Here is a 22,617-nt window from a genome sequence, read left to right as displayed (position 1 = left end):
CGGACAGTAAATGCATACGTATTCACCCTAAAACTCACAATTATTCAAGTTCAATTAAGCGTGCTTGCATGGCTTTTAAGCGAATAGGCACAGTTAAAGTAACAGATTCGTTGCTCATTAAGTCGACCCCCGTTTGAGTGTTTTTAAGTACTTCTTGCATATAACTGACATCCCACTCAAGGTCATGTTGGTTTTTATTCAATAACACCACAACTTTTTCACCATTGTGCTCGCGCACATAGCTGTAAACACCTTGCTTAGGTGAAAAATGCATTAAACTCCCTTCACTAAGCGCGGGCTTTTCTTTGCGCAGCTTCAGTAATGTTTGCATTGTGCTTAACATGTCTTTTTGGTCTTTAGAGAGTCCTTCACCGGTAAAGGCATTGACTGTATGTGCTCTAAAACCACCTGGGAAATCAATTCGAATATCGCCATGGTCGTTACTTGGGGTATTATCTAATAGCACCTCTGTGCCGTAATAAATTTGTGGAATTCCGCGTGTAGTCAACAGTAATGTCATTGCCAATTTTGTTTTAGCTAGATTTTGACCCAGCTCTGTATAGACACGGCTCATATCGTGATTGTCGGCAAACACTAAAATATTATCGGTATCTGCATATAAAAAATCATTCGCAAGTGATTGGTATACCCTGACCCAGCCCGTGTTCCAGCTTTCTTGTTCATTCAGTGCTTTAATTAGCGCCTCTTGCAATGAAAAATCCATGACACTGGGTAAGTCTGAGGTATAACCATCTTGATTTATTTTTCCGCGTTGCCAGTACGATGCAATTGCAGGATTACTTGTCCACTCTTCACCCACAATATTAAAATTGGGGTATTCGGTCATAATCGCTTTAGTCCAATCTGCTAAGAACGCTTTATCTGAGTATGAATACGTGTCGACGCGAATGCCGCTCAAGTTAGCGTATTCAATCCACCAAATGGCATTTTGAATAAGGTAAGTCGACAATAACGGTTGACGCTGATTTAAATCAGGCATCGACTCAACAAACCAACCATCATTAAATTGGCGCTTATCGTATTGGCTCGCATGTGGGTCTTGAATTGTTTGACGGGCATGCGTTGTGGCATTTTTACCTTTTTCAAACTGACCATCAAAGTTAACCCAATCAGCTGTTGGCATATCAGACATCCACTGGTGCGATGAACCAAAGTGATTAAGAACCATGTCCATCACTAAACCGATACCATGCTCTTTTGCTTTCACTGATAGCGTTTTATAGAGCTCATTACTGCCCATACGCGGGTCGACCTTGTAAAAATCTGTGATTGCATACCCATGATAAGAGTAACTTGGCATATTATTTTCAAGTACAGGTGTTAGCCAAAGTTGAGTGACGCCTAAATTTTCTAGGTATTCAAGACTATTAATCACACCTTGAATATCACCGCCATGGCGCCCGCCCTTAAACTCAGGGTTTGCTGCCTCTTGCATTGAAGCAATACTATCGTTCGTTGGATCACCGTTAACAAATCGGTCAGGATTTATTAAGTACAGTGTGTCTTTATTTGTAAATCCTGGGCGCTTTGCACTGTTTTTATTACGGGTATTTAACCGATATTTAAAGACCGTTCCATCCGACGCTTTAAAGCTAAGTTCACCTGCTTTTGCATTATCGCTGATGCTTAAATTCAGAAATGCGTAGTTAGCATTATTCGTTGTTGTAACCCCTTTAAACTCAACGCCTTTGTAAGGCAACATCTGCCAAGTTTGTTTCGCAATGTTGCCCTCGTGAAGCATAACTTGTAACGATTCGTTCTGCATGCCCACCCACCAGCTTTCTGGTGAGGCAGTGATTGCATAACTCGCTGTCGAATTTAAAAACGTTAATACGGTGCTTACTGCAAAAATTGTATGTGTCTTTTTCATAATTAATTTTGTATTTTTTCTAAAAATTCACTGTGGCTGGGCAGCTGCTCAACCGTGCTATTAATCAAGGTTTTTAAATTGCTAAATAGCTCATTAAGCTGATTATCTGTTAAGGCATTTGTTAAAGGATGATAATCTTCAGCAATCAGGCCTTGCCCTATCAACACTTGTTGCCACGCGACTTCGGCAAATAACTCATCGTCTTCACGCACTAGCTTACCGCTGGTTTTAAATAGCGCTATTTTCTTAGCAAGGCTGCTTGGAATATCCATGCCCTTACAAAGACGCCAAAATGGACTGTCGTCTCGCTCTGTAAGTTTGTAGTGGAGAATAATAAAGTCACGAATTCGCTCAAATTCTGTTTTACTTTGTTTGTTAAATTCATCCACTAAGTTTTGCGTAATACCTTGATGTGGAAAAAACTTAATCAACCGGATAGCTGCACTTTGAATTAAATGAATACTGGTTGACTCTAAGGGCTCTAAAAAACCACTCGATAAGCCAATCGATACTACATTTTTATGCCACTGCTTTAAGCGTCGACCCGTTTTAAATTTAATAATTCGTGGCTCAGTTAAGGGCTTAGCTGGCAAGTTGTTTAGCAGCTGCTGTTTTGCATTTTCATCTGATAGATATCGACTTGAATACACCAAGCCATTACCAACACGATGTTGGAGTGGAATTTGCCATTGCCAACCTGACTCTCTAGCGATAGAGCGGGTATAGGGAATGGCGTTGCTTGCAGACTCACTTTGGACAGCTACAGCGCTATCACACGGTAACCAGTGCGACCAATCTTCAAACCCCGTATTCAGCGTTTGCTCTATAAGTAATGCTCGCAGGCCGGTGCAATCAATAAATAAGTCCCCTTCAATCAGGCTACCATCTTCTAGCTTTAACGCATTGATAGACCCTGTTTGATCGCATTGACTTATCGTTTCTATTTTTCCTTCAATGCGATTAACTCCCCGCGATTGGGCTAATTCTTTTAAAAATTCACCATAGCGTGTCGCATCAAAATGATACGCGTAATGTAAGCCCGCTAATTGAGTATTAGGAATGTTTTTGAGATGGGCAAATTTATGCGCTTTTGCAGCTTGGTAGTTGAGAGAGAAATCCCAAAAATCAGGGGCGTTTTGTGTTTGGTTTGCTTTCAACCAAAAGTGATAAAATGCGCAAAACGGGAAGTCCTTACCTATTTCGCCAAAAGCGTGCATATAACTGTGCCCTTGGCTACGCCAGTTTTCAAACTCTATCCCCAGTTTAATGGTTGCACCAGTCGCCTTGATAAATTCTTTCTCTGAAATACCAAGAGCCCCATTTAAATGCAAAATAGGAGGAATACTTGCCTCACCAACGCCAACAGTGCCAATTTCGGCAGATTCAACGAGAGTAATATCAAGTGATTTTCCAAGCACTTTGTTGAGTAGTGCGGCGGTGATCCACCCAGCAGTTCCACCACCGGCAATCACAACTTTTGTTATTTTTTTTGCTTCCATAGTACACCTAACACCAATTTCAATTCATTGAGTGTAGCCCACTGATATAAAAAAGCCCTTGTAAAACAAATCACAAGGGCAATTTTCTATCGCTGTTTAAGCTAATTACAGCTTGTAGCTGAAACCTAACAGGAATGTACGACCGTAGTCTTGGTAATCACGTACTTGCAGTGCGTTATCACCTTGTAGAGACGTGAACGGCTCTTCTGTGATGTTTTGCACTTGGAAAGTAACACTCAAGTTTTCGAGACCTTGGATACCAGCTTCTGCAAAATCATAGCCGATTTGCGCATCCCAAATTGTTTCGCCTTTGATATCAACTTGCGTTGTTGCAAAGCCTAAACCATAAACATCGCCCTTAAAGTCGCTACGTTTACGCATGCTAGTACGCGCTTGGAAACCATTACGTTCAAAGTACACGGTCAAGCTATCGATTTGGTCCGATAATCCAGGTAACTCATAATCATTACCATTTTGGTCTGTAATATCCTGCTCAACACCAGTATGGCTTGCGATTAAACCAAAACCATCCAGTGAATCACTAAACATAGTGAACGGTAGTGTTAATGAAAGCTCATAACCCCAAAGATCACCTGACCCACCATTAACTTTACCAGAACCTGTACCTGTAGATGAAGCTGGGATTTCACCTGTAGATGGGTCCGCCACACCACTCATGTCGATTTCATATGTACCATCAAAAATCCACTGAGTGATATCTTTGTAGAAAAATGCTGCTGCAAAGTACCCTTCTTCATGGAAGTAGTTTTCGTAACTTAAATCAAAACCTGTTGCCTCTTTTGGCTCAAGTTTAGGATTACCACCTGACACATTCCAAAAGTTGCCATTTTCATCTGGCTGTTGACTGTAAGATGCGTTCACTGATGCATTCATTTCATCTAAACGCGCACGAGAAATCGTTTTCGCAGCACCAAAGCGTATTGTTTGCTCTTCATCAATTGCAAACGATAAGTTTAAGCTTGGTAAGAAATGACTGTAGTCATGACTGATGTCTGTTGGCGTAACAACAACGAGTCCATCCACCGTGTTTGCAGCAAAACCTTGCGAAGATTGCTCGGTTCTTACATAACGAGCACCAATATTACCTGTTACAGGAATAGAGCCAAGTTCAGCATTAATGTCAGCTTGCGCAAAAATGGCGGTTACTTCTTCTTGCACTGTCCACGATTGTGTTTTGTGTTTTTGATCCGTTAAACTTTCTTGTAAAAGGTTATAATAACCATCATTTACTAAGCCGTTCGTATCGTAAGCAACCATGTTACCCATACCGATAAAATCAAGGCTTGCACTTCCTAAACGATACTGTTCAGGAATTGATAACATACCTGGATTGTCTAAAGAGAAGTCTTTTAATGTCATGAAGTAACCTTCAGACACTTTACTCTTCTCACGGTCACGGTAAGACATACCAAATGAAACACGGCTGATATACGCGTTATCTAACACCTTGCTTGCAGCAAGTTTTAGTGTGCTTAATTCATCGTTGATTTCTGGTGCATTGATAAAACCATCTTGGGCTGTATTCTGATATGGCGTATCTGTCAAACCATACTTGTCATTCAATGCAGCGCTTGCACCCCATGATAAAGGACCACCTAATTGAATTAGATCATAATCACTGTAATCAAGATTATGTGAGAACTGCGCTCCGGTATTGCCACCGTCAAAAACATAACCAATCGTATCAGCAACACCATTTGCATCACCGCGGCCTGTACCTGAATAACTCTCGATACTCCAAATTTGACGCTCAACTTCTGAACGACTCGCATCAAACTCAACTGACCATTCGTCATTAATATCGTATTTAGTATTGAAACCAAACTGGGTTAGTTCTGCATTACGCTCTTCATAGTCGTTACGAACAACAACACGCTGGCCTTCTGTTACTGCACTTGTGATAAAACCAGAATCTGCATCTACAACTGCAGAGCTAGGATCGATTGTTCCTTGACCCCAAGCGAATGGTACTTCAATACCACGAAGGATTTTCTCGTCAGAAAAATCTACGTAAAGAGCATCAAATGTCATATTAAGGCGGTCATTCGGTGCTGCTTCAATAACGAGCATTGCTGAATCACGCTCAAGCGTTGATGAACGTACGAAAGGCTTTGCCCCACCTAAAATAGAATAAGTGTTACCATCTTCACCCGTAAATTCTGGATAACCCCATGAATTCCAGCGTTTCTCTTGGTTAGGTGAGCTCATTGTGTTGTAAGCAAATGCAACACCGATGGTGTCATCAGCAAACTGATCAATGTATGAAACCGTACCACGGAAACCTTTATCGTCACCGTCTGGGTTTAATTTATCAAAACCTGTTTGCTCATATTGGCCATTAAACATGATAACTTGCTCGCCTTTACTTAAAGGCTTAACAGTTTGCATGTCGATTACACCAGCAATACCTTCCGCTTCGATACCTGCGCTTGGTGTTTTGTATACCGTTACGCCGCTCATTATTTCTGATGGGTAAAGGTCAAACTCAACACCGCGGTTATCGCCAATTGATACTTGCTCACGACCGTTAAATGTTGTTGCACTTTCGTTTTCACTGAAACCACGCACACTTACGCGACTAGCACGACCATCTAGACGTTGTGCTGTAAGGCCAGGAAGGCGTGCGATTGATTCTGCAATTGATGAATCAGGTAATTTACCGATATCTTCTGCTGAGATTGACTCAACAACTTCAGGAGTGAAGCGTTTCGTGTTAATAGATTCTACAACACTGCCACGAAAACCTTTTACTTCGATAACTTCAACGTTATCGTTTTTTGTTTTTTGGTCTTCTTCTGCAGCATACGCTACAAAGCTATTTAAACCTGCGGCTGTTAAAGCCAGAGTTAATATACTTGGTTTGAACATAGACATGATGTTTTCCCATTACCCAAATTGTAATGTCAACGCCTTGCAGTTATTCATGATAGCAATAGCTGTTAATCGCTGACTGATTTTGTTGTCAACACGAATATTAACGCTCAGATTATTTTCTTAACAAATTTATGCATACGTATTCAGACTAGACGATGCAAACAAAAATTAACAACAAATTTACACGCGGATGTTGTAATGCATTGTTTATTAATCGTTTATTTATAAAACAGAGACGTCAAATGTGAATGAAACATTTTTTATCCAACGTCGTATTGTATTTGGCACAAATACGTATGGAGCACGCCTCTACCTAGTTTATATAAAAGTTGAATGTCATTTAAAAAAGGTAAACGAACGCAAAGTGTTAATTGGTCTTACCAAAAATATTTTGCACCTTTATGGTGAAAGCCAATTAAATTATGCACCACGTAGGCGCGTTGTTTGGTATCACTCTCAACGGCAAAAATTGGTAAATAATTTACTCTTAAAAATAATCGCTGTAAAAGTGGACTCAATCCCTTAGTTTTACAACGATGGCAGATGAAATTACCGTGCATACGTATGCAGAGTTTTTACAGCATCCCACCCTTCACGTATGCTTTTGACATTCTGGCAACATATTAATACGCGTTGCCCTAGGGTTTACATACACTGAGTGTCACGATGGAGAAAAACATGGCTCAAAAGCAGTGGTATAAAGGTGCGGTTATTTATCAGGTTTATCCGCGCAGTTTCCAAGACACCAATGGCGACGGCATTGGTGATATCAAAGGTATCATTGATCGCATTGATTACATTAAAAGCTTGGGTGTGGATGCTATTTGGGTTTCACCTTTTTTTAAATCACCCATGAAGGACTTCGGATACGACATTAGTGATTACCGCGATATCGATCCTATTTTCGGTAACCTAGACGATTTTGACGAATTAATTGCCCAAGCGCATGAGCGCAATATTAAAATCATCATCGATCAGGTATTGAGCCACACTTCAGATCAACACCAGTGGTTTCTCGATAGCCGTGAAGATAAAAATAATGATAAAGCAGATTGGTACGTGTGGGCTGACGCAAAACCTGACGGCACTCAACCAAATAACTGGCTGTCTATTTTTGGTGGTCCTGCATGGCAATGGGAGCCACGTAGAGGGCAATATTATTTACATAACTTTTTTGCTGAACAGCCTGATCTAAACTTCCATAACCCTGAAGTGCGTAAAGCCGTCCTTGATAACGTTGAGTTTTGGCTGAAAAAAGGCGTAGATGGCTTTCGTTTAGATGCCATTAACTTCTGCTACCATGATGCATTATTACGCGACAACCCCGCAAAACCCCCTGAGAAACGTCAAGGTCGAGGTTTTAGCGAAGACAATCCATATGCATTCCAGTACCACTATTACAATAATACACAACCTGAAAACTTAAGCTTTATGCAGGATATCCGTGCGTTATTAAATAAATACCCTGGCACAGTAGCCCTTGGTGAAATTTCATCTGAAGACTCACTAGCAACAATGGCTGAATATACATCGGGTGGCGATAAGCTTCATATGGGATATAGCTTTGAATTACTAACAAACGATTACAGCGCTGAGTATATTCGTAACACAGTAAGTACACTTGAAGAACGAATGACAGAAGGCTGGCCATGTTGGGCGTTTAGCAACCACGATGTTGAGCGTGTTGCGAGTCGCTGGAGCAAAGGGGATAACATCAACCCTGACCAATGCAAAATGTTAACAGCACTTCTTGCATCGCTTCGCGGTAGTGTATGCATGTATCAAGGCGAAGAGCTTGGATTAGGCGAAGCAGACGTTGCATTTGAAGACCTACAAGACCCATACGGGATAACTTTTTGGCCTAATTTTAAAGGTCGAGATGGTTGCCGCACCCCTATGCCATGGGATGCAAGTGATATAGAGCAAGCTGGGTTTTCTACAACAAAGCCGTGGTTACCTGTGGGTGAGCAGCACAAAGCAGTTGCTGTAAGCGCACAAGATGATGACAACAACTCCATTCTAAATGCATACCGTGAGTTTATGGCTTGGCGTAAAGCGAAAGATGTACTGCTAGAAGGAAGCATCGAGTTCATTAATACTGATGAGCCAGTACTTGCATTTTATCGCAGCCTCAACAGCACTAAGATGCTATGTGTGTTCAATCTAAGTGCACAACGCGCTGAATTTACAACTACTGATGTAATAACGCAGCAGCACAATGAACTATCACATCACACTGCTGAATTAACAGATAATACAGTTACTCTGCCCGGGTTTGGTTGTTTTTATGCAACTCTGAGTTAATCATCAGTTGTATTGTGAGAAGGCCCTGCATTATGCAGGGCCTTTTTTCTTAATGATTTGTTGTTTTACTATTAATATAATCTGTCAGCGCGAATAGCACGCCCGAAACAACAAAAGTAACATGTATTAAAACCTTCCACAGTAATTCATCCGTTGAATGATTTGCCGAACTTATAAACACCTTTAAAAGCTCTACTGCCGATATAGCCACAATAGCGCTTATTAATTTCATTTTTAGGCCAGAGAAGCCCACTTTACCCATCCAAACGGGTCTGTCTTCATGGTTATCTATATTGAGTTTAGAAACAAAATTTTCATAGCCACTAAAAATAATGATTAATAATAATCCCGCTAATAAAGCGGTATCAACCAGTGTCAAAATACCAACCAAGAGTTCCTGATTGCTCGCTGTGAATGTATTTAAGGCCATGCTGTATAAGTATTTAAAAAACTTTAATAGTAGAATCACAACCGCAACTAACAAACCGATAAAAAACGGGGCTAGCAACCAACGAGAGCGGAAAATAAAAGTTTCTACGACTCGCTCTAGTGTTGATGGAACTTTTTTAGGTTTTGTTTGCGACACTGACTCTGACATAACTACACGCTCATTTTATTTTTAAAATTATGTGGATAATACGTGGTTTACAATGCCAATGACTAGTTTCTACAGACAAAAAAATGATTATTTTTTGCTTATCTTAACGATAAAAATATTTCGTTATCTTTTTTAGATATTTAGTTTATAAATTCACTCAAGCAAAGTGGATAACAGTTTGCGTTCCATTACTGCGCTTTTCGATGGCAGTAACTATTAATTATGTTGATTAGGAATAATTAAATGAACAAAGCATTGCTAGCACTAATTTTGGCACCTGTATTAAGCGTGTCAGCGTCATACGCAATCGCTAACGAAGCACCTGAAGCGTCACCAGAAATGATCAAAGAATTCACTGAAATGTGTTTAAACTGGGCAAAGGACGACGATATCAGCAATGAAGAATTAAAACCATACGTATTAAAATGTGTTAACGATGAACTTGAAGCTGAAGGCTTTAAGAAAGTAAAAGACGTACAAATCTAATTTATCGTTGATAGCTAATAAAAAACCGGAGTTGACACAATGATGTGCGCTCCGGTTTTTTATGTTCAGCTATTCTATCGCTTTAACAGACAGGCTACTTTTTAGCCTTTGTTGCAGCTTTCTTTTTAGCGGGGGCCTTCTTCTTACTTTCTTCTACCCATTTTCCACCTTGATAATGAGCTGTCCAGCCTGTTGCTTTGCCGTCTACCTCTGTCATCACATACTGTTCTTTATTTTTACGGCTATAACGAACAATTGATGGGTTACCATCTGGATCATGCGTAGGAGCATCTGCTAGGTAATAAAACTTCTCAGAAATACGGTCTCTAAAACGTTTTAATTCTTCAACTTTAGGAGCTCGCGTTTCCCGTGATTTCGGGAATGTATTCGCCGCTAAGAAAATACCCGACGCGCCGTCACGCAGCACAAAATACGCTTCTGACTTTTCACACTCTAATTCTGGTAAATGAACAGGATCTTCTTTTGGTGGCGCAGCTTCACCATTTTTAAGTAGTTTACGGGTATTTTTACAATCATCGTTACTACAACCAAAATATTTACCGAATCGGCCAGATTTTAGTTGCATATCAGCACCGCATTTATCGCATTCGATTATTGGGCCGTCATACCCTTTAATTTTAAACGTGCCTTGCTCAACCACATAGCCTTTACAGGCTGGGTTATTACCGCAGACATGCAGCTTACGGGTTTCATCAATTAGGTATGAATCCATAGCTGTTTCACAGATAGGGCAACGCTTCATTTGCATCAACGTTTCTGTCTCGACGTCTTCAACATCGGCAGCAATGGCTTCATCACCAGATACAAGATTCATTGTCGTAGTACAGCGCTCTTTGGGCGGTAAGTTGTATCCTGTACACCCTAAGAAAACACCAGTCGATGCAGTACGAATCCCCATTTTACGGCCACAGGTTGGACAATCTATATCTGTTTCAACCATTTGGTTCTGACGCATACCACCTTGTTCTTCATCTCCTGAAGCGATTTCAAGCTGTTTTGAAAAGTCTGCATAAAACTTATCGAGTACTTGCGTCCAGATGCGCTCGCCTTCAGCGATATCATCTAGGCGACCTTCCATTTTTGCTGTGAAATCGAAGTTCATTAAATCTTCAAAGTTTTCAACTAAGCGGTCAGTAACGATCTCTCCCATTTTCTCAGCAAAGAAACGACGGTTTTCAACTCGCACATAACCACGGTCCTGAATGGTTGAAATAATTGAGGCATACGTTGATGGACGCCCAATACCTCGTTTCTCAAGCTCTTTAACCAAGCTTGCTTCACTAAAACGAGCAGGTGGTTTTGTAAAATGTTGTTTCGGGTCAAGCTCAACTAAGCTCAGAATTTCACCTTGCTTTACAGCGGGGAGTGACTGATCTTCTTCATTTTTCTTACGCACAGCAGGCTGTACTCTTGTCCAACCATCAAAACGAAGGACACGGCCTTTTGCTTTTAATTGGTAATCACCCGCGCCAACCGTTAAGGTTGTTAAATCATATTCTGCTGGCACCATTTGACACGCGACGAATTGACGCCAAATTAACTCATATAATTTTTTCGCATCGGCTTCAACACCGTCTAAATGACCCGACAATATAGAAACACTTGAAGGACGAATCGCTTCGTGCGCTTCTTGTGCATTGCCTTTAGAGCTGTAGCTAATAGGTGCTTTTGGTAGGTACTTATCACCGAACTGCTCAGCAACATAGTCACGGCACATTTCAACCGCATCTTTTGACAAGTTGGTTGAATCAGTACGCATATAGGTAATATGACCTGCTTCATACAAACGCTGAGCAAGCATCATGGTCTTTTTAACACCATAGCCTAAGCGAGTGCTCGCGGCCTGTTGCATAGTCGATGTAATGAAAGGAGCACTCGGTTTGCTTTTACTTGGCTTTTCTTCAACGCTTACAACTTCATACTGAGCTTTCTCAAGGTCACGAACCGCAGACATTGCTTGCTGCTCGTTAACAGGCTTAAATGCCTTATCAGCGTGTTTTGTAACTTCAAGGCGTAAGGCAGACTCACTATTTTTAACATCGGCATGCACATCCCAAAACTCTTCAGGAATAAATGCTTTTATTTCACGTTCACGTTCTACAAGCAAACGAACAGCAACAGACTGAACACGGCCTGCAGAGAGACCGCGTGCAACTTTGGCCCACAACAACGGCGAGACCATAAAACCCACTACTCGGTCAAGGAAACGGCGTGCTTGCTGCGCATACACCATATCGGTGTTTAATTCACCGGGTGTTTCAAAAGCTTGCTGAATCGCATTTTTGGTAATCTCGTTAAAAACAACACGCTTATATTTCTCTGGCTCACCACCGATAATCTGTTCGAGGTGCCATGCAATCGCTTCCCCTTCTCTATCCAAATCGGTTGCGAGATAGATTTTATCGGCATTTTCTGCAAGCTTCTTTAATTCTTGAACGACTTTCTCTTTGCCAGGCAAAACTTCATAATGGGGTTCCCAGCCTTTCTCAGGGTCAATTCCCATACGTGCAACAAGATTTTTGTAATCTCGTTGTTTTTTATACGCAGCTTTTTCTTCTGGTGACATTTTTCGAACCTCAGCAGGGGTTTTCGTTGCTGCTGTTTTCGTTTTGCCTGAACCTGAAGTCGGTAGATCACGTACATGCCCAACACTGGACTTGACGATAAAATCGTTACCTAAGTATTTATTAATTGTTTTAGCCTTTGCTGGAGACTCTACAATTACAAGTGATTTGCCCATAGCTGCCTATTTCTGACCAAGAATTTTAAAAGTTTTTTGCCCTTATAAATGTATATCTATCACATCAAACAAATTAGTATGATTTATTAACATCGGAGCACGAATATTTATAGGTATATCTACAAACACCAATTGTTACAAGCTTTTAATCGAAACTTTTAACCATTGACTGAATAATTGAACAATTTTTGCTGCTAAATTAGCCAAAATGATAATTTGCTGTATTTTTATGGGGAATATATAGAACAGCAACAAAAATGCCAACCTTCTGGTTGGCATTTTTTTAAATTTAAACAATTAAATACTTGTTAACCATCATCACTGATTGCGATTGGAGCTGAGGTAACTAAGCCTTTACCTGTGGTAAATTGAACAACTAGGTTCCCCTCTGCTTTTTTATTTGCTTCAGCCTCTCTACTAATTGTTAAACCAAAAGACATGGCTGACGTTTGACTAGTATTAGGCAGCTCAAAGCCAGATGTTCCACTGTAATCACCATTATCAGTGCTCACTGAAACCGCCGTACTCGCTGGTAATGGGTTATTGTAAACATCTGAAAAATAAAGCTCGAAACTTAAAGCAGCCAATTGGTTGCCAACCATCGCTGTGGTTATATTTATTGAACCTAAATCACAGTAATCAGTGTTATCTGTAGGTTCTAAGTCCAAAATAACGGCAGTTGATGAGTCACCAGCTTGACGATAAATCGTATTACACTGCGCTATATCAACCCCTAATTGCATTGCATTGTCAGTAAAAACTGTTGGGTCTGCTGCAGTTTTTTCATTGAGAGCCGAAGCAAATCGATTACGTAACTCAGCTTTTGTAACGACAAAACGAGTGTATGCTTCACTGCCTGACATAACAATTTCAAAAGTATCCCGAATATCAATGACTTCTTTGGTACATAAACTTTCAAACGTTGCTCCCACGGTTGGGGTAGTCGCGCTTTCAGTACACACTAAACCATTGTATTTACCATCAGCAAGTGTATGCATTCCATTTAAGTCAATATCCCAATTTTCCTCAAATTGTCCTGCATTGGTATTTGTTGGGCTACAGGGATCAGTTGCATCACCTTCTTGGCAAAATTCAGTTGACTTCGTCACAGTGCCACTCACTGGGTCGTAAATAGCTGCTAAACCGTCATAGAAACCATTTTCATTATGGTCGATAAAAGCTTCTGGTAAGTCATAGCCACTGTAATATTCATTAGTATCAAAGCGGCCATTCCCATTAATATCAATATATGATTCTTGACCCTTTGCTGTCACCAACACCGTCGAACGTGCGCCTAATGGTACACCATCGTCAAAAAACGCAGCGTTTCTAATTCCAGCCATACAAGGGGCTGCGGAACCAAAATAAAGGTCACAATTGATAACACCTGTTTTCGGGTTGATACTGTTGATTTTATTGCCCCACTTATCCTCGGTAAATGGCTTTGGATTCTGTGAACGCCACTGCGCAACACATTGACCATCAACTGTATTACACTCAAGTTGAGGGTTAAATTCAGCACCATCAAGAGTGCCAACCGCCCCACCTTCTGTTGTTAAATACACAGCCGTACCATCTGGTACAGGGTTATTAAAGTGATCAGCTAAATAAACAGAGATATCCGTGGTATCACCAATATAATTAAGTGCTTCTATGTTAATTATAGTAGGGCCGGCTGTGAAACTATTACCATCGGGTAAGCCTGAACTAATAGAGACTAAATCTGATACACTCACCACTTGCTCATCAAGTGACACTAATGATAATTCACCTACAGGACACGATACATTACCATTACGTTCCGCTTCTGCTTTTTGGCATTCTAAATACAACTCCTGCCAACACGTGACATTATTATTCTGATCAGCAGGTATGAGCTCTTCAGGTATATAACACGCCTGTACACGTACCGCTTGTGGCACAAAGCCAGCATTTACTTGAATGCGAGCAAGCCCTTCAGAATCGGTAGAAACACTTGCATGTGAATAGCCACCTGCATCTGTTACCTCAGATAGTGAAATGCCACCGTTGGTTGAGCTTAAACGAAAATCCATTCGTTTTTGTTTTGCAGCATTACCGATTTCATCCGTTAGCTTAAATGTTAATTGACTGATTTCCTTACGAGATACGCCACCAGTTCCTTTTAACGCTAAAACATTTTCAGTGGCTTCAATGAATTCTATTGAACTGACTTCTGCAGCAGAAACAGGAACGTTTACATTAACTACTTTGGGCGTGCCACCGGTGAGCACTGTGGCTGTCACAGTATCACCTTGCGAAGTATTACATCCATTGGTTCTGTATGTAGCCGTTGCAACCCCGCTAATACTGGTTGCTTTTGAGTCCATTACAGCCAATCCCGACTCTACGCAACCAGACGTAAACTCAACATCGAGCGGTGTAACAATTGGGTTTCCGTTGCTATCAAAAATCGAAACGGTGATCACCGTAGTTGCACCAGCAGCCAATGGAACATATTCACCGTCGATTGGGTTACCTGACGCATCAAGTTTGTTGTATAGGCCATTGGTGATTTCAACATTAAGCTCTGCGGTGGCAATTTCAAATGCTTTTGAAAGAGTCACTGACTTGGCTGTCACCGACACTTCACCTGCACCACTGTTTGCACCTGGTTGTAGTTTTAAAACCGCGAAACCAAAAGGATCCGTTAATGCTTTGCCAGACTCAGGTAATAAACGACCTAGGTCAGTAGATAACTCTGCGATAATTCCTTCGATTCCATCACCTGAGCTGGTATCGGTAACTTTAACCAGAACGTCAATGAGTTGATCAGATGAAAACTGATTAACAACAACACAGCCCGATGATAAATACGTTGTTTCTAATGAAGTCGTATAGCGATTAGCATCCCAGTCTGCCGCACAACCTTTTAAAAGCTTAATATCAAGTGCGGCTTCTGCATTTTCGATTGGGGCATCATCACCACTCGAAATAAAACCGGCGATTTTAGTAATTGTGTTACCACTTTCATCAGTGTATGTAGCTACAACTTGACCCGCCCCTTTTGAATTACCGCTACTTAAAGTAACAAATGCTTCGCCGTTGGCGTCTGTAAGTGCCGTCCCTAAAACAGGCGTAATTTTACCTGTATAGTTGGTAGAAAAAGAAATCAGTTGACCTGCTAAAGGCGTCTCATCGTCTAATAGAGTGGCTGTTACTGTTCCTTTATTATCTTTACTTACTGGGTTTTCTACACTGAATGGGAGGCCTGAGGCATCAACAATAGAGACGCCCAATGTCACTGTGCCACTCACACTTGAATCATCTGACTCAGAACCGTCTGATGTAAATGCAAATGTATCAAAATAGGTTTCGCCACTGACAGTATAAGAGGCTGTCACAATACCCGCACCGGCAACATCACCCGCTGTAAGCGTCATGAGTGCGTTACCATCGTTATTTGTTAATGCTGTACCTGATGAAGGGGTTAGCGATCCAATATCATCGGCAAGTGAGAATGTAACTCTTTGACCCGAGATAACTTCATCATCACGTTTTAAAGTAGCAACTAGGTCTAATGGTGCACCAGCGGTTACTTCATTATTGCTAGTTTGAGTTCCTTTAACAAAACCATTTAATGTAACCGTGAAAGTTTGATCGCCAGTTTGCGCATTGTCGCCCGCTGTTGAAAAGCTAAAACTACCAGAGAAAACAGTACCTGAGCTTGAGGTAAAACTGGCAATAATTTCATCTGCGCCAGCTTGGGTGCCTGCGTTTAATTTAACTTCAGCATTACCTTCACTGTTAGTCAGCGCTGAGGGTTGATCTAAAGTCCCCAAGTTATCCGCTAATGAAAATGTTATTTTTTTACCTGTTACATCTGAATTGCTACTCGTTAAAGAGGCGCGAATCATTAAGGGCTGATCGGCTGTTACATTATTCGATTCAGTACCATCAGCGCTATACCCTTGCACTGTTATTGTATAAGTTGGGTTATCAGTAGTATTCCCACCGTCTAATGAACCCCCTTCTTTCTCAAGTGATCCACCACCGCCACAGGCGACTAAAAGTGAGCTGAAAACTATAACACTTAGCCATCGCAATAAAGGCATTGACCTCTCCCTAGTTAGCTATTTTCATATTTACATTATTGTTTACCTGATATTAACCTAAAATCTGGACGAATATCATAATTATTTTATCTGAATTGCATCGAATTAATTCTAATATTTATCGAATTTTTCTGTATAAAAATCTTCATGCTGGTAGGCTATGGCAAAATTTATAAAAATATAGATTAGGTGTATGTCAAAAGTCCGTTCATTGAGTCTCACATCTCGTATCATGATTGGTATGGTCTTGGGTGTGATCGTTGGTTTTATCTTCCAAGCAATTTTAGCGGGTGAAGACGATTTCCTTATTCCACTAGGGTTATTCTCTTTGCCAATTAAAGCATTTTTCGTTGATGGTATTTTCCACATTGGTGGTCAAATATTCATTGCCAGTTTAAAAATGCTCGTCGTGCCCCTCGTATTCGTTTCCTTGGTGTGCGGTACGTGTAGTTTAAGCGATCCAAAAACACTGGGCCGTTTAGGGGGTAAATCAATTCTACTTTACTTGGTTACAACAGCGATCGCGATTACTGTTGCGATCACACTTGCACTGTTATTTAATCCTGGCGAGGGTATAAATTTACCGTCAGATGCAACCTACAGTGCGAAAGAAGCCCCGACTCTTGCGCAAGTTATTATTGGGATGTTCCCAACCAATCCAATTGATGCAATGGCAAATGGCAATATGCTACAAGTTATTGTTTTTGCCCTTCTTTTTGGTGTGGCAATGGCTTTAAGTGGTAAAGCAGGTAAGCGAGTTGCTAGTGTATTTGAAGACCTTAACACTGTTATTTTAAAGCTTGTAACACTGCTAATGAACATTGCACCTTATGGCGTGTTCTTTTTAATGGCGAAACTATTTACAACCATCGACTTTAAACTGATTAAAAGCTTGGCACTGTATTTTAGTATTGTGATGCTAGCATTATTTATCCACGGTTTAGTGAACTACAGTATTCTTTTAAAAGTGTTAACAGGACTAAACCCAATAACGTTCCTAAAGAAAATGAAAAATGCGTGTCTGTTTGCATTTAGTACATCAAGTTCAAGTGCAACGATGCCAATCACTCTGGAAACTGCCACTAAAAAATTAGGAGCTCAGAACTCAGTAGCTTCATTCACGGTCCCATTAGGCGCGACTATTAATATGGATGGCACTGCTATCATGCAAGGTGTTGCGACCGTATTTATTGCGCAAGTATTTTCTGTTGATTTAACTATATCAGATTACTTAATGGTTATTTTAACTGCGACTTTAGCCTCAGTTGGTACTGCAGGTGTACCCGGTGTTGGTCTGATTATGCTAGCGATGGTGTTAAATCAAGTAGGCTTGCCTGTAGAAGGTATCGCTATCATTATCGGTGTTGACCGTTTACTTGATATGACGCGAACAGCTGTCAATGTAACTGGTGACTGTATGGTGACATGTGTGGTAGCAAAATCGGAAGGACAGTTCGATGAGAAAGTCTTTAACGACCCTGACGCAGCCAAAGACCTAGAAGATTATCACAAATCAATTAAATAAATTTGGTCAATAAAAAACCCGCTCCTGAAGCGGGTTTTTTATTTGCATGAAAGCGAATAAATTTAAGGATTCATTCCTTTAAAACGTGACATTAAATTTACCCCTGCTTGGCTGATACTTGAACTCAGACCCACCGCGAGTTTATCCGTTAAGTTCTTTTTAACTTTGTACTTTACTTTATAGATTTGGCGTTCATCCGCTTGGTTTAGCAAGATATCATCACTGGTTTCAATTTTGTCCACTAAGCCTCTATCAAAGGCCTGAGTTGCAAACCAATGTTCACCTGTGGCAACCGAATCGATATCAAGTGAAGGACGTTGTTCACTCACGAAGGTTTTAAATAAACCATGTGTTTGTTCTATTTCCTCTTTAAACTTCTCACGGCCCTTCTCTGTATTTTCACCAAAGAGTGTCAAGGTGCGTTTGTATTCACCAGCAGTGATTTGCTCAAAATCCACATCATTCTTCTTCAAAATTTTATTGAAGTTGGGTATTTGTGCAATAACCCCTATAGAACCGACAATTGCAAATGGCGCAGCAACAATTTCGTTGGCAACGCACGCCATCATATAGCCACCACTGGCTGCAACCTTATCAATTGCAACGGTTAAATGAATACCAGCATTGCGTAAGCGTTGCAGTTGAGATGCAGCAAGCCCATAGCCATGAACCACTCCACCACCGCTTTCTAAGCGTACCAATACTTTGTCTTTTTCTTTGTCAGCAATGGTAAGAATTGCAGTGATTTCTTCACGTAAACTTTCAACTTCATGGGCATCTATACTTCCATTAAAATCAATCACATATAATCTTGGCTTAGGGTCTTTATCTTGCTGCTCTTTGGCCTCAGCTTTTTGTTGTTTAAAGTAGGCCTTAAGCTCTTTTTTAGAGAGCGTATTTTCAATAAAGTTTTGCTTAAGATCAGCCAATTGCTCACTTAAATCATCAATGCTTATCTCGCCTTTCTTAGCCTTTGGCTTAACAGCAGCACCCACAATAATCGCAACGATGGCAGCAACAGCAACCACAAAAGTAAGGGTTTTGGCAAAAAACAAGCCATATTCATATAAAAATTCCAAACACTCTCTCCATTAATTGTTAATTCGCCACAATTTATCATGCTTTAAGGCAAAAAAAAGCCACATTATGTGGCTTTTTACTTAATTGGCGGATTTCACTTATTCTGTGACAACATCCGTATTCGTAACCTGTAGAAATTGACCGCGAGCTGCTAAGAAAGTCCCAATTTGCAGCTGCATTTCAGTGGTCGCTGCTGCACTCTCTTGCGCTGTTGCACCTGAGTCTTCAGTAGGCACAGGTGTTAGCACAGAGCTGTGATGTCCTTTAGTAAACTTAACAACATAACTCATAGGATCTGCGGTAGGCGCTTGTGTTTCAGCCACTGTCGTTAACCCCATAAGCTTTGCAAGAGGCAGACTCCCTGCAATTGGGTTGCTTGCAACCATCGGTGGAATAACTTGGTCTGCTTTATTATCTGCACCATCACCCACAACAACACTCATGTATACTGGTGTACCAAGCGCTGCAACTGCAGATGCATAGTTAGAGGGATCGCCACTGTCTAGTGCGGTTTGTGCTGCAAACGCAAATTGCGTTACTACGCCTTGAATATTAGCAAGTTTTTCGGTTTCACCAGCCATAGTTAATGAACCTACATACTCTTTATATGCACATGCTACAAAAGCCGTTTGATCAGCGGCTAAAGAACCACAATTTGAAAGTGCTTCATTTTGTGAATACGCACTAAACTCAGCCGACTCTTCAATACCAGCAGCAAGTAACACAGAACCTTGTACAAATGGGCCAAACCTAGCTGATTCGATTAAGAAACTAGCAAGACCACCGCCACCACTGGCCAGTGCAACGCTTTTTACATTAAACAGTGGATCAACTTGTTCATCCAACGGTGAATTAGCAACCGCGATAAATGCAGGCGCCACTACAGAGCCCAGTGAATGGCCAAGGAAAGAGACATCTTGTGCATTAAGATCAGCTTGGCCTGTGAAGTTCAAGCCCATACGTAAACCTAATAAATCAGCTACCGATTGACGTAAGCTATCACGTGCAACTAATAATGACTGCAAGTTCATGTAGCTTAACACCGACCCAGTCGATGCATTAAAATCATCGGTGCCATCGCCATTAACATCAACACCGCGCTCACCATGTCTTGGGTGATCAATTGCTACAGTCGCAAAACCTTGAACTGATAACTGAGCCGTAATGGCTAACATGTCTTCTTTTTTAGACGTAATACCATGTTGTAAAATAACAATTGGCCAACCACCCTCTGGCATTACAAGCTCATCTTCTCCTAATTGCACTCGGACAGCATTAATTACAGGCAAAATTGGCTTCGTAATTTGCACCGGTACATTAGCCATGCTCTGTGTTTTTGGGATGGTATTGTACTTAGTTAGATGTTTCGTTTGGTCAAGCCCTAAATCACGCAATTTACCACCACTTAGCGCCATACAAAGACCATCATTCTCGCTAATTGGATCCGTTGGAAATGATGCTCCCGCAGAAGACGCATAACCAAGTACTGCCACACCACTGTCACACAACCCTTGCCAATAGGTTGCCGACAAATCACTGACATCAGTCCCCGTCGGTGTACCTAGGTACATGGGTAGCATCACGCTGCCTTTTTGATATTGCACCCCTGCAAAAGCTGGCGATAAACCAGTAATACCCCGTGATGCAAATACTTGCTCAACTGTCATAACAGGTCGCTCTGGGATTTGCACTGTAGGACGCGGTAAAGCGTCTTGGGTTAGGCTGGCAGCTAGCAGTTGTTTAACAGTGCCTAATACTTGACCTGCTGATTGCATTGTCATTGCCGCAGAGTAAATAATGTCATCTTTACTGATTTGGCCACCTGAAGTGACAGCATTTTCATAGCTGTTAATAACTGCTTGAAGTGACTTTTGAGAATCAGTAATAAGCGGTGCTTCTTCACTAACAAGCGCATACGTAGACGAAGGCTCAATTGAACGACCTTCAGAGTCCAACAACGACGTCGTTAATACATTTATATATGTACTACCCGCTTTAAATGGTTTTAGCGGAATAACAGCGACAGAATCACTCGAACCTTGCGTAATAAAATCAACACCAAAAGTGAGTTCTGATACCAGCTTACATGCAATACCTGCAGGTACTTGTGAACAGGTCTCATCAGTTTGACTTGCACCCATCACAACTTCAAAAATACGTACAGCACCAGGCCCCCCCGCCGAAGCGGCATCAAGCGAAACACCTGGAGGGAATGCGAGGTCGATTTTAAACGGAGTCTGTGTTGACCAACCATCGAGTGCACCCAATGCAAGTTGAGGATTAGCATACGCGGCACGAGGAACACTGACATTGTTGTCATCTAATTCGCCAGGGATATTCAGTGTACCGTCTAGTGTGCCACTCATTAATAAGTCATTTGGCACAGAGATAACACCGTTGGCAGGGTCAAACTTAACTGTCGCGCTAGGGATGATAGGAGGGCTGTCATTTTTTACATCTTCTAATGTTTCTCCTCCACCACAGCCGGTAATGACTGATGCAATGGCTAGTGAAAGTAGCAATTTTTTCATAATTTCGCTCCGCGCAAATCTTATTGTTATTGTGTGTTCAAGTATAAAAGTAGTCGCTAGACTGCCTTTAGTTAAGTTAATTTAATGTAATTAGGTTATTAATAAGACATTAGACCAGTTAAAGTTAACGTAAAGTTTCAATTTTCGCCACCTTAATTTGCAATAAATTCGATAACTTGGCTTTTTGCTATGGTAAAATAGAAAAAAATGTAATCAATGGTACTTTTATGCACACATATAAAGCTGCTGAGAATGCGCTAAAAGACAAAGTAATTCTAATAACAGGTGCCGGTGATGGTATTGGTCGCGTTGCCGCATTAACCTATGCAAAGCAGGGTGCCACTGTTATTTTACTTGGAAAAACAACCAGTAAACTTGAAGCTGTTTACGATGAAATTATCAATGCGGGTGGTCCACAACCTGCTATTGTGCCAATGGACTTAAAAGGCGCAACTAAGCAAAACTACCGTGATCTAGCTGCTACTATAGAACAACAATTTGGTAAATTAGACGGACTCCTCAATAACGCTGGAATTTTAGGGTCGCTCGGCCCGCTTGAGCACTTTTGCGTTTCAACTTTCGAAAATATCATGAAAGTTAATGTGACAGCGCAGGCTATGATCACTAAATATATGTTCCCAGTACTTCGTAAATCGCCGAGTGCTTCTGTGATATTCACATCGTCAGGCGTTGGCCGTAAAGGGCGTGAGTTTTGGGGAGCATACGCTATTTCAAAATTTGCAGTTGAAGGGATGATGCAAACATGGGCATCTGAAGTAGGTAAAACTAATATCCGTATTAACTGTATTAACCCTGGTGCAACACGGACAGCCATGCGCGCGTCTGCCTACCCAGGTGAAGACAGAGATAAATTGGCTACTGCAGAAGATTTAATGCCAACCTATTTATATCTGATGAGTGATGATTCTAAAGAAGTGAATGGTCAATCACTTGATGCACAGCAAAAATAAAAA

Annotated in this window: 13 protein-coding genes; 5 read left to right on the top strand and 8 right to left on the bottom strand. The window is 41.1% G+C overall.

The genetic code is table 11. The annotated features are described in order from the left end of the window. Window positions 1-40: 40 nt before the first annotated feature. The 3 genes from D0907_RS07250 to D0907_RS07240 form a co-directional block, all read right to left on the bottom strand. Window positions 41-1,891, bottom strand: a complete 1,851-nt coding sequence (locus D0907_RS07250; RefSeq protein WP_118844216.1) for an alpha-amylase family glycosyl hydrolase — start codon at window positions 1,889-1,891, stop codon at window positions 41-43. A gap of 2 nt (window positions 1,892-1,893) precedes the next feature. Then, the gene (locus D0907_RS07245) at window positions 1,894-3,390 is read right to left on the bottom strand and encodes a tryptophan halogenase family protein (protein WP_075593642.1); all 1,497 of its coding nucleotides are present in this window, start codon (window positions 3,388-3,390) and stop codon (window positions 1,894-1,896) included. A gap of 105 nt (window positions 3,391-3,495) precedes the next feature. Then, entirely contained in the window at window positions 3,496-6,285 is a 2,790-nt protein-coding gene (locus D0907_RS07240; RefSeq protein ID WP_075593643.1) for a TonB-dependent receptor, read from the bottom strand. A 244-nt stretch (window positions 6,286-6,529) separates the two neighbouring features. Here D0907_RS07240 and D0907_RS07235 point away from each other — a divergent pair, with 244 nt between their 5' ends. After that, entirely contained in the window at window positions 6,530-6,811 is a 282-nt protein-coding gene (locus tag D0907_RS07235; RefSeq protein ID WP_075593644.1) for a hypothetical protein, read from the top strand. A 152-nt stretch (window positions 6,812-6,963) separates the two neighbouring features. Then, a complete protein-coding gene (locus D0907_RS07230) occupies window positions 6,964-8,589 on the top strand; it encodes an alpha-glucosidase family protein (RefSeq protein ID WP_075593645.1) in 1,626 nt (541 codons plus the stop codon). Between the two features lie 49 nt (window positions 8,590-8,638). On the opposite strand, the gene D0907_RS07225 is transcribed toward D0907_RS07230, so the two are convergent. Then, window positions 8,639-9,187, bottom strand: a complete 549-nt coding sequence (locus D0907_RS07225) for a TIGR00645 family protein (RefSeq protein ID WP_036968856.1) — start codon at window positions 9,185-9,187, stop codon at window positions 8,639-8,641. A 243-nt stretch (window positions 9,188-9,430) separates the two neighbouring features. Between D0907_RS07225 and D0907_RS07220 the strand changes: the two genes are divergently transcribed. Beyond that, window positions 9,431-9,673, top strand: a complete 243-nt coding sequence (locus D0907_RS07220) for a hypothetical protein (protein ID WP_036968859.1) — start codon at window positions 9,431-9,433, stop codon at window positions 9,671-9,673. A gap of 94 nt (window positions 9,674-9,767) precedes the next feature. On the opposite strand, the gene topA is transcribed toward D0907_RS07220, so the two are convergent. After that, a complete protein-coding gene (gene topA / locus D0907_RS07215) occupies window positions 9,768-12,434 on the bottom strand; it encodes a type I DNA topoisomerase (RefSeq protein WP_075593646.1) in 2,667 nt (888 codons plus the stop codon). A 308-nt stretch (window positions 12,435-12,742) separates the two neighbouring features. Then, complete coding sequence (locus tag D0907_RS07210; RefSeq protein WP_075593647.1) at window positions 12,743-16,507, bottom strand: Ig-like domain-containing protein; 3,765 nt, start codon at window positions 16,505-16,507, stop codon at window positions 12,743-12,745. 193 nt (window positions 16,508-16,700) lie between these two features. Between D0907_RS07210 and D0907_RS07205 the strand changes: the two genes are divergently transcribed. Continuing rightward, window positions 16,701-18,032 (top strand): dicarboxylate/amino acid:cation symporter, encoded by a 1,332-nt coding sequence (locus D0907_RS07205; protein WP_036968865.1) that lies wholly within the window; start codon window positions 16,701-16,703, stop codon window positions 18,030-18,032. A gap of 62 nt (window positions 18,033-18,094) precedes the next feature. Here the strand turns inward: D0907_RS07205 and sohB are convergent, their stop codons facing one another. Beyond that, a complete protein-coding gene (gene sohB / locus D0907_RS07200; protein ID WP_065979832.1) occupies window positions 18,095-19,111 on the bottom strand; it encodes a protease SohB in 1,017 nt (338 codons plus the stop codon). 99 nt (window positions 19,112-19,210) lie between these two features. Further along, entirely contained in the window at window positions 19,211-21,643 is a 2,433-nt protein-coding gene (locus D0907_RS07195; protein ID WP_065979831.1) for a VolA/Pla-1 family phospholipase, read from the bottom strand. Window positions 21,644-21,870: 227 nt separating this feature from the next. Here D0907_RS07195 and D0907_RS07190 point away from each other — a divergent pair, with 227 nt between their 5' ends. Beyond that, entirely contained in the window at window positions 21,871-22,614 is a 744-nt protein-coding gene (locus tag D0907_RS07190) for a YciK family oxidoreductase (protein ID WP_036968874.1), read from the top strand. The last annotated feature ends 3 nt before the right edge of the window (window positions 22,615-22,617 follow it).

Source organism: Pseudoalteromonas lipolytica (assembly GCF_003515105.1).
Lineage (GTDB): Bacteria > Pseudomonadota > Gammaproteobacteria > Enterobacterales > Alteromonadaceae > Pseudoalteromonas > Pseudoalteromonas lipolytica.
The sequence above is the reverse complement of the archived record's forward strand: the minus strand, read 5'-3'. Positions and strand labels throughout refer to the sequence as shown.